Here is a 9,181-nt window from a genome sequence, read left to right on the forward strand (position 1 = left end):
ACCCTCGTACAAGAATCCTTCGCGCAAAGATCCATTAGGCAGGCACTGGGGAGGTTGTCCACAGGTCGGGCGTGACGCTCAGTGTGCTGAGGGGTCCTGGATCGCATTGCTGCCGGGCTGTGCTCGCGCTCGTGCGTCCGCCGCACTAATCTCCGTCCTGTTCGGACCACTGTTGGTGAAAGACCAACGAACTCGATGACGAGAGGTGCCGAGATGCGAGTTCGCCGCACGCTGGCGTTGACCGTGGCCGCAGTCACCACGATGGCCCTTGCCGGCTGCCTCGGGCAGCAGCAGGAGTCGGACTCCGACCGCAACGCGGACGCCAAGGACGTGACCCTCACCGTCACGGCCAACGCGGTCGCGGGCGGCAAGAACGAACTCACCGCGAAGTGGGTCACCGACTGGGTGATCCCCGAGTTCACGAAGCAGCAGAAGGACAAGGGCGTCAACGTCACCGTCAAGTGGGACGGCGTCGGCGTGGACGACGCGGACTACAAGGCCAAGATCGCGCTGGACTTCAACACCGACATCGGCGGCGACGTCATCGAGATCGACGGCATCTGGCTCGGTGAGTTCGCGCAGGGCGGTCAGGTCCGGCCGCTCGACGACGTGGTCGGCAAGGACAAGGTCGACGGGTGGGACGGCTGGGGTGAGATCCCAGACGCGGTCCAGGCGGTCGCCGAGTTCGAGAACAAGCGGTACGGCATCCCCGTCGGCACCGACGGCCGGGTGATCTTCTTCAACAAGAAACTGTTCGCGCAGGTCGGACTGCCAGCGGACTGGCAGCCGACCAGCTGGGAAGAGATCACCGCGGCGGCCGTCTCGCTCAAGTCGCTGCCCGGGGTCACGCCGATCCAGCTCAACGCGGGCACCGCGATGACCGAGGCGACGACCATGCAGGGCGTGCTGCCGCTGCTCGCGGGCACCGGCGCCGAGATCAACCAGGACGGCAAGTGGCAGGGCGCCACCGAGAACGTCAAGCAGGTCCTGGACTTCTACCAGCAGGTTTACGGCGGCAAGCTCGGCGACCCGCTGCTGGCGCAGGAGGCCAAGGGCCGCGACAAGTCGTTCGAGCTGTTCTCGCAGAACAAGGTCGGCATGCTGTTCGAGAGCGACTACTTCTGGCGTTCGGTGGTCGACCCGACCGTGGGCGTCGCGAAGATGGCCGACCGGGACGCCGCGGTCGGCTGGGCGAAGATCCCCGCGATGAACCCGGGCTCCGGCGTCGGCGGGCAGGACTTCGTCAGCATGTCCGGCGGCTCGGTCCGCGTGATCAACCCGAACTCGAAGTACCCGCAGCAGGCGTGGGAGCTGCTGCGGTTCATGAACTCGGCGGAGGCCACCAAGGCGCGGCTCGGCGGCACGGCCCAGGTCACGCAGCGCCAGGACGTGAACGAAGAGGTACTGAAGAGCGACCCGATGCTGAGCTTCATCGCCGAGGAGGTCCTGCCGATCACCCGGTTCCGTCCCGGCCTCGCGGACTACCCGAAGGTGTCAAGTGCGATGCAGCAGGCGACGGCCGACATCATCGCGGGCAAGTCCTCGGACGAGGCGGCGTCGGCGTACCAGGACGCACTGATCAAGGAAGTTGGGGAGGACAAGGTTGCCCGCGGTTAGCCGGGACTCCTCCGGGCTGGGGGTGGCGCGGGCGGTCGCCTTCGTATCGCCCGCGCTGCTGCTCATCGGGCTGTTCCTCGTCTTCCCGGCACTGTGGACGATCTACATCGGACTGACGGACTACACGCTCACCGGGCCCGCTTCCGTCGCGCCGTCGTTCGTCGGGATCGAGAACTTCCTGAACGCGCTGGACGACGCCCTGTTCGGCAACGCGCTGTGGCTGACGCTGGTGTTCGTCTTCGGGTCCGCGGTGCTCGGCCAGAACCTGCTCGGGTTCGGCCTGGCGTGGCTGATGCGGTCGGCGAAACCGCTGGTCCGCCGGGTCGTCGAGGCGTTGGTGCTGCTCGCGTGGATCCTGCCGAGCGTGGTCGTCGCCTACCTGTGGACGGCCGTGCTCGACCGGGACGGCGGCACGCTGAACGCCTTGCTGGGCAACGAGTCCACGGCGTGGCTCGTCGAGTACCCGATGGCGTCGCTGATCGTGTTCAACACGTGGCGTGGCACCGCGTTCTCGATGATGCTCTACAGCTCGGCGCTGGCCGCGGTGCCGCCGTCGCAGCTGGAGACCGCGCGCACGGTCGGCGCGAACGGCTGGCAGACGATCCGCGACGTGGTGTTCCCGCACATCCGAGGCCACGTCCTCACCAACACGCTGCTGATCTCCCTGTGGACGGCCAACGACTTCGGACCGTTCCTGCTCACGGCGGGTGGGCCGAACCACGAGTCCGAGACGCTGCCGGTGTTCATCTACCAGCAGGCCATCGCGAACGGGGAGCTCGGCTACTCGGCCGCGATCTCGTTCCTGCTGCTCATCGTGAACCTGGTGGTGGCCCTGCTGTACCTGCTCCTGCTGAGGAGGCGGGCATGACGTTCCGGCAGATGCTGCGCCGCTCGCTGTACACCGTCCTCATCGCGGCGATTCTGGCGTTCTTCGCGATCCCCATGCTGTGGCTGGCGTCGGCACCGTTCGACAGCGACCCCGGCCTGGGGCTGCGCTGGCCGGACTGGACGCTCGACAACTGGCGCATCACCTTCGAACACCCCTACGCGCTCGGCTCGCTGCTGAACTCGCTCGTGCTGTCCTCGGTGGCGACGCTCGTGACCACGGTGCTCGGCACGCTCGCGTCCTACGCGCTGTCGCGGGTGCGCATCCCGGGCCGCGACGCGCTGCTGTACGTGCTGTTGCTGCTGTCCAGCGTGGTCACCGGCACCGCGGCGATGGTGCCGATCTTCGTGATGATGTTCCAGCTCGGCCTGATCAACTCGCAGTACGCGACCGGGCTGGTGATCGCGGGCGGCATGCTGCCCGCGGCGATCTTCATCCTGAAGGACTTCATCGACTCGGTGCCCCGGTCCTACGAGGAGTCCGCGCGGGTGTTCGGCGCGTCGCCGGGGCAGGTGCTGCTCCACGTCGTGCTGCCGGTGGCGCGGCCGGGCATCGCGACGATCCTGGTGTGGGCGTTCGTGCAGGCGTGGGGCAACTTCCTGCTGCCGTTCCTGTTGCTGCGAGACGTTTCCCAGCAGCCAGCGGCCGTGCTGCTGCGCACCCTCAAGGACGAGGGCGGCAGCGCGAACCTGACCGTGATCCCGGTGTTCTCGCTGCTCTACGCGATACCCGTGGTGGCGCTGTACTTGTTCGTCAGCAAGCGGTACGGGTTCCGCTTCTACGGAGGGATCAAGGCCTGATGGCGGCAATCGAGCTGACCGGGCTGTCCACTGTGTACCCCAACGGGGTCCGCGCGGTGGACGAGCTGGACCTGTCGATCATCGACGGCGAGTTCTTCGCGCTGCTCGGCCCGTCCGGATGCGGCAAGACCACGCTGCTGCGGACCATCGCCGGGCTGGAGCAGTCCTCGTCCGGGACGATCTCACTCGGCGAGCAGGACGTCACGCGCACCGAGGCGGGCAAGCGCGGGGTCGCGATGGTGTTCCAGGACTACGCGCTGTTCCCGCACATGACGGTGGCGCAGAACATCGCGTACCCGCTGCGGGTGCGCAGGGTCTCGAAGCAGGCGCAGCGGGACGCGGCGACGTCCACGTCCGCCGGTCTCGGGCTGTCGGCGCTGCTGGAGCGGCGTCCTGCCCAGCTGTCGGGTGGGCAGCAGCAGCGGGTGGCGCTGGCGCGGGCCATCACCATGGAGGCGACCGTGCTGCTGCTGGACGAGCCGCTGTCCAACCTGGACGCGCGGCTGCGGCTGGAGGCACGCACGTTCCTCAAGCGCCTGCAACGGGACCTGGACCTGACCACGGTGTTCGTGACACACGACCAGGCGGAGGCACTGGCGCTCGCGGACCGGATCGCGGTCATGGCCGACGGTCGCATCCGTCAGCTGGGCACGCCGAAGGACGTGTTCCAGCGCCCGGCGGACACGTTCGTCGCGAACTTCATCGGGTCCACGCCGATGAACCTGCTGACCGGCACGGTGCACGACGGCATGATCGAGGTCGCGGGCGCCCGTCTCACCCCGCCCGCCGGGCTGACCCTGCGGGACGGCGCCAAGGTGGTGGCCGGCATCCGCCCCGAGTACCTGCACCCCGCGGCGGACGGCATCACGGGCACGGTGTCGATCGTCGAGAACCTGGGTGTGACGTCACTGGTGACGTTGGAGTGCCCTGGTGAGGTCCTGGTCGGCCTGACGGTGCCGGAACACGAGGAGCCCGAGGTGGGCACGACTATGACCGCGAGCCCAGCTCCTGGACGGCTGCTGGTGTACGACGCCGAGACAACAGAGCTGCTGTAGGCCTGGCGAGCACGACGAGCAGCGCCAGCCCGAACCAGGTGAACTCGTTGCCGACGAGGTGCTGCCACCACGACCAGTCCTGCTCGCGGCCGTGCCGGTTGGGCAGCACCCAGTGCGGCGGCGCGACGAACATCAGCATGCCCGCGACGGCCGCGACCCGGCCCGGCCAGCGCCACGTCCGCAGCCGGGGTGCCAGCCAGACGCCCGCGAGCATCGCCCACACCCAGTGGTGCGACCAGGAGACCGGCGACACGAGCAGCCCGGCGGTCGCGGCCGCGAGCAACGCGGCGAGGTCGTCACCGGCCGCCCTGGCACGGCGCACCGCGTGCCAGCCCAGCACGACGACCACCAGCGCGGACCCGAGCCACAGCGCGGTCGTGGCCGTGTCGGCCAACCCGAGGCGGTGCCAGAACCCGTTGAGCGACTGGTTGCCGGTGTAGCCCAGCTCGCCGATCCGCTCCGGGTCGCCAAGGATCGTGGACAGGTAGGCCGGAGTCTGCTCCGGCGCGAACACCCACACCAGCAACGACACGGCGGCGAACGCGCCGATGGCGGTCCACACGGGCCGCCACTGCCGGTGCGCGGCGAAGTACAGCAGGAACGCGAACGGGGTCAGCTTCACCGCGGCCGCGAGCCCGATCAGCGTGCCGCGTGGCCACCATGTGCGCGGCAGCAGGCAGTCGGCGACCACGAGCACCATCAGCACCAGGTTGATCTGCCCGAAGCTGAGCGTGAGCCGCACCGGTTCCAGCAGCACCCCGAGCGTGAACGCGGCGGCGACGAGCGTGACCGGCCGCCGGACCACGATGACCGCCACGGCGGCCAGCGCGAGCAGCGACACGACCGTGAGCACGGTGGCCGCGACCGCGATCGGCACCACCGCGAGCGGGGTGAACAGCATCGCCGCGACCGGCGGGTAGGTGAACGGCAGCCCGGTGGCGTACTGGCTGCCGAAGTCGGCGGCGTACAGGTCATAGCCGTCGAGCCAGCCCTGCCCGCCCGCCCGGTAGACCTGCAGGTCCATGAAGTTGTTGAACCCGACCAACAGGAACAGCACGGCCACGACGACCACGCACGCACCCGCGACGGCCATCACCCCTACCCGACGCGTCACGACTCTCCCCCCACCGACAGCCGGTGGTGGAGCCTAGCGGTTCGCGACCAGCCGTACCGCGAGCGCGCCGAAGATCGCCGCCGACACAGTTCTCATCGTGCGGGACCGGGCTAGCATCGATACAACGGTGTACGACTCGGCGACCTGCAAGCAGTGTGACGGGTCGGGATGGGTGAACCGATGAGCGGACCGAACGACGCGGCCGGGATGACGAACGGGGTCGTCCGGACGGTGTGTCATGGTTGTCGGCAGGTCACCCAGTACCGGGGGGATGACGGAGCCATTCGTCCGATGATCCTGCCGGGCTCTGGCGTCGTGTTCGCGGAGAAGGCTCCCGGCATCATGGTGGAGCTGCCGTGCCCGGTGTGCGGTGACTCTGACGACCCGGGTTGGATTCCTGGATTCGTGCCGCCGGTGTGACGTACGTTGCGGTCTACGGCGCCCACCCTGATCCCCAGGGCGTAGGGCGCCGTGTCTGGGACCGCGCTGGCAACCGGGACGGTCTGCTACCCGTAGTTTCGCAGTGACGCGGAGGGGTCGGTCCTCCGGGAACGACCGGCCCAACCGTGGGCAACCCAGCCCGCGGCGGCACCGGCCACGTTCAGCAGGACATCATCGACGGCCACGACGCCGCCCTGGCCCAGTATGAACTGGGCAGATTCCACGCTGATCGACAACAGGGTGGCGGTGATGAGTGTCGTGGAAACTCTGCGACTCGTTCGCACCGCTGTCAACGATAGGCTGAAACCCAAGGGTGCAAACAGTGCGATATTGCCAATGATGCCGAATATGGTGGCGGACGCAGTCGTCGGGCCCGTCAGTGCATGAAGAGTGTCGGCCATGGGAACCAGGGAGACCGTCGCGTCTCGTGAACTGTATCCGAGCCGGGTGCCCAGAGTGATGTAGAGAACTGCGATGATGGACAAGATCAGCGCGCAGGCCTGTAGCGTGCGACTCAGCCTGCTGTGTTCATTTCTTGAGGTAGCTACCCAGGCTCCGATCAATGCCACGGCGAGCAAGAAGGCAATAGTCACGCTGATCGAATTCCCGAAGGCGCGCGCCAGCTGCGTCAACGATATCCCCCGGGCAACTTCGGTTCAGGCGTGGCACAGCCTCGCCTGAACGACGGTCACGAACCCTATCGCGTCGTGGCTGGACGCTTTGCTATGACGCCGACTGGCGTCAACTTCGGGACATCCGCTCCGCCTGGGGGCTAGGCGGGCAGTTCGCTTCGCAGCATGCGGTACAGCACCTCGTCGCGCCACTCGCCGTCGCGGAAGACGTGTTCCTTCAGTACCGCCTCGCGGGCGAAACCGGCCTTCTCGAGCGATCGCTGCTCCGCGATGTTCCCGGCCTCGGTCGTCGCCTGGATGCGGTTGACCGGCGAGTGCGCGAACAGGTACCTGGCGAGCATGAGCTGCGCGGCCGACCCGAGCCCACGCCCCCGCGCCGCGGGCAGGAGGCTGATCCCGAACTGGTAGACGTACACGGTGGCCCCGGTCTGGACCCGGTTCCACGACACGAAGCCGACCGGCGACAGGTCGGCGTCGATCATGAGGACGCTCTTGTCCTCGGTGAGCAGGCCGTTCTCCCTGAACCGCCGCCGCCACTGGCTCGAGTCGGAGTAGCCGTTCCAGTTGAACTCGCCGATCAGGGCGGGATCGGCGAACATCGCGTCGAGTGCGTCGAGGTCGAGTTCGGTCACCGGACGCAGGCGTATCCCCTCGGTCATGCCCGCACCGTACGCGCGGGCACGACCGAGGGCGCGCTCACACCAGCTCGGCGTCCAGCGTGATCGTCGTGCCGGTCAGCGCCGCCGACACCGGGCAGTTCTTCTTGGCCTCCTCCGCGGCCGTCGCGAAGTCCTCGGCGGAGATGCCGGGGACGCTGGCACGCACCGTCAGGTGGATGCCCGTGATGCCCTCACCCGGCTGGAAGATGACGTCCGCCCTGGTGTCGACGGTCTGCGGCGGGGTGTCCGCGCCGGCCAGTCCGTGCGAGAGCGCCATCGAGTAGCACGTCGAGTGCGCCGCCGCGATGAGCTCCTCCGGGCTGGTCTTGCCGTTCGCGTCCTTCGCCCTGGACGGCCACGACACCTCGTAGGTGCCGATGCCGGACGAGTCCAGCGACACGGTGCCGGAACCGTTGAGCAACGCGCCCTCCCAGTGGGCGTTGGCGGTGCGGGTGGTTGACATGGAAACTCCTCCTCGGAGCGGGACTGTCGAGTGCCGGTGCCGAGTGTGCCGCACGGCACCGACAACCGCTCGGGCGTGCGACCCGGTGCCCGCGCCCGCCAGGACATCGCTCAGATGTTCGATACAGTCTCACTCGTCAAGCAGCGCCGGGTGGGCCGGATCGTCCACCCGTACCGCGAACTCGGCCGCGGCCAGGGGGTGCACGGTCGAGTCGTACCGCTCGAAGGCCGGCAGTGCCCACGCGTCGGCCGCCGCGGTGCGCCTGCGCAACGCGGCGGGAGAGAGCCAGAGGTGGACGGCACAGTCGAACGGAAGGCCACGGCCGAGCAGCAGCTCGCCGTCGAGCACGAGCACGCCACCCGGCGGCAGGTCCACGTACTCCGCGCGGGTGGCGCGGTCGGTGGCGGCGTTCCACAGGGTGGGCAGGACCCGCCCGGAGCCGCCGGGGGCGAGCGGGTCGAACACCTCGCGCACGAGCCCGCCGAGGTCGAGCCAGTCGTCGTGGCGGGCGTCGGGGTCGGTCCTGCCGTGTTCGAAGCGCAGCGACGCCGGGCGCAGGAAGTCCGCCGAGGACACCCGCACCACCGGCCGCCCGCGCAGCCGCAGCGCGTCAGCGAGCCGGTCGGCGAACCCGCCGGGCCCGGCGGGCGGCGCGCCGGCGATCCCCACCCTGGTCCACTCCTCACCGGCGCGGGTGATGATCGTCTCGGTCACCTCGGTGAGCAGGAGGTCGGGCGAGACGGGCCGGAAACGCATGGGCCGATCATGCCAACACCGCGGGAATTGTCGGTGGTCTGCGGTAGAACCACGACATGCTCACGAAGTTCCCGACACGCGCTGAACCGGTGTCACATCGGCGCTCGACACCGTCGTAGGGTGGTGCCTCGTGGCGGCTGATTCGTTCGTTCATCTCCATGTGCACACCGAGTACTCGATGCTCGACGGCGCCGCCAAGGTCGCGCCGCTGTTCGCCGAGGCCAAGCGTCTCGGCATGCCCGCTGTCGGCATGACCGACCACGGCAACATGTACGGCGCCGACCAGTTCTACCAGGAGTCGCGCAAGGCCGGGATCAAGCCGATCATCGGCATCGAGGCCTACATCGCGCCCGCGAGCCGCTACCACAAGAAGCCGATCTTCTGGGGTGAGGCGCGGCAGCGCAGCAGCGACGAGCTGGGCGAGGGCGGCGACGTCTCCGGTGGTGGCGCGTACACGCACATGACGATGCTGGCGGGCAACGCGCAGGGTCTGCGGAATCTGTTCACGTTGTCGTCGCGGGCGAGTATCGAGGGTTACTACCGCAAGCCGAGGATGGACCGCGAGCTGATCGCCGAGTACGCCGAGGGCATCATCGCCACCACCGGGTGTCCGTCGGGTGAGGTGCAGACCAGGTTACGGCTGGGGCAGACCGAGGAGGCGTTCCAGGCGGCGTCGGACTACCGGGACATCTTCGGTCGGGAGAACTTCTTCCTGGAGCTGATGGACCACGGCCTGCCGATCGAGCGTTCGGTGCGTG

Annotated in this window: 10 protein-coding genes; 5 read left to right on the forward strand and 5 right to left on the reverse strand. The window is 68.5% G+C overall.

Annotated features, from left to right (window positions below; genetic code table 11):
- Positions 1 to 213: 213 nt before the first annotated feature.
- Genes WBA97_RS10630 through WBA97_RS10645 form a run of 4 tightly spaced genes read left to right on the forward strand, consistent with a single transcriptional unit; the run spans position 214 to position 4,358 of the window.
- Positions 214 to 1,617: a sugar ABC transporter substrate-binding protein gene (locus tag WBA97_RS10630; protein ID WP_424230577.1), complete on the forward strand. Its 1,404-nt coding sequence runs from the start codon at positions 214 to 216 to the stop codon at positions 1,615 to 1,617.
- Positions 1,604 to 2,485: a carbohydrate ABC transporter permease gene (locus WBA97_RS10635; RefSeq protein WP_424230578.1), complete on the forward strand. Its 882-nt coding sequence runs from the start codon at positions 1,604 to 1,606 to the stop codon at positions 2,483 to 2,485. Before WBA97_RS10630 ends, WBA97_RS10635 begins: the two co-directional genes overlap by 14 nt.
- Complete coding sequence (locus WBA97_RS10640; RefSeq protein ID WP_424230579.1) at positions 2,482 to 3,303, forward strand: carbohydrate ABC transporter permease; 822 nt, start codon at positions 2,482 to 2,484, stop codon at positions 3,301 to 3,303. Before WBA97_RS10635 ends, WBA97_RS10640 begins: the two co-directional genes overlap by 4 nt.
- Complete coding sequence (locus WBA97_RS10645; RefSeq protein WP_424230580.1) at positions 3,303 to 4,358, forward strand: ABC transporter ATP-binding protein; 1,056 nt, start codon at positions 3,303 to 3,305, stop codon at positions 4,356 to 4,358. The genes WBA97_RS10640 and WBA97_RS10645 overlap by 1 nt, the downstream gene beginning before the upstream one ends.
- Here WBA97_RS10645 and WBA97_RS10650 read toward each other — a convergent pair.
- From WBA97_RS10650 to WBA97_RS10670, 5 genes are all read right to left on the reverse strand, one after another.
- Positions 4,291 to 5,472, reverse strand: a complete 1,182-nt coding sequence (locus tag WBA97_RS10650) for a glycosyltransferase 87 family protein (protein ID WP_424230581.1) — start codon at positions 5,470 to 5,472, stop codon at positions 4,291 to 4,293. The two genes, WBA97_RS10645 and WBA97_RS10650, sit on opposite strands and share 68 nt — an antisense overlap.
- Positions 5,473 to 5,978: 506 nt before the next feature.
- Complete coding sequence (locus WBA97_RS10655) at positions 5,979 to 6,545, reverse strand: VanZ family protein (protein ID WP_424230582.1); 567 nt, start codon at positions 6,543 to 6,545, stop codon at positions 5,979 to 5,981.
- A 140-nt stretch (positions 6,546 to 6,685) separates the two neighbouring features.
- Positions 6,686 to 7,204: a GNAT family N-acetyltransferase gene (locus tag WBA97_RS10660; protein WP_424230583.1), complete on the reverse strand. Its 519-nt coding sequence runs from the start codon at positions 7,202 to 7,204 to the stop codon at positions 6,686 to 6,688.
- Positions 7,205 to 7,241: 37 nt separating this feature from the next.
- Entirely contained in the window at positions 7,242 to 7,667 is a 426-nt protein-coding gene (locus WBA97_RS10665) for an OsmC family protein (RefSeq protein WP_424230584.1), read from the reverse strand.
- A 129-nt stretch (positions 7,668 to 7,796) separates the two neighbouring features.
- Positions 7,797 to 8,423, reverse strand: coding sequence for a uridine kinase (locus WBA97_RS10670; protein ID WP_424230585.1), 627 nt, complete (start codon positions 8,421 to 8,423; stop codon positions 7,797 to 7,799).
- A gap of 130 nt (positions 8,424 to 8,553) precedes the next feature.
- Between WBA97_RS10670 and WBA97_RS10675 the strand changes: the two genes are divergently transcribed.
- On the forward strand, positions 8,554 to 9,181 hold a 628-nt coding region (locus tag WBA97_RS10675), incomplete at its 3' end, for a PHP domain-containing protein (RefSeq protein WP_424230586.1).

The sequence above is a fragment of the Actinophytocola sp. genome, assembly GCF_049647105.1.
Lineage (GTDB): Bacteria > Actinomycetota > Actinomycetes > Mycobacteriales > Pseudonocardiaceae > Actinophytocola.

Coding starts and splice junctions, on each gene's coding strand:
- WBA97_RS10630 (WP_424230577.1), top strand. CDS start 214: ATGCGAGTTCGCCGCACGCTGGCGTTGACCGTGGCCGCAGTCACCACG.
- WBA97_RS10640 (WP_424230579.1), top strand. CDS start 2,482: ATGACGTTCCGGCAGATGCTGCGCCGCTCGCTGTACACCGTCCTCATC.
- WBA97_RS10645 (WP_424230580.1), top strand. CDS start 3,303: ATGGCGGCAATCGAGCTGACCGGGCTGTCCACTGTGTACCCCAACGGG.
- WBA97_RS10660 (WP_424230583.1), bottom strand. CDS start 7,204: ATGACCGAGGGGATACGCCTGCGTCCGGTGACCGAACTCGACCTCGAC.
- WBA97_RS10665 (WP_424230584.1), bottom strand. CDS start 7,667: ATGTCAACCACCCGCACCGCCAACGCCCACTGGGAGGGCGCGTTGCTC.
- WBA97_RS10670 (WP_424230585.1), bottom strand. CDS start 8,423: ATGCGTTTCCGGCCCGTCTCGCCCGACCTCCTGCTCACCGAGGTGACC.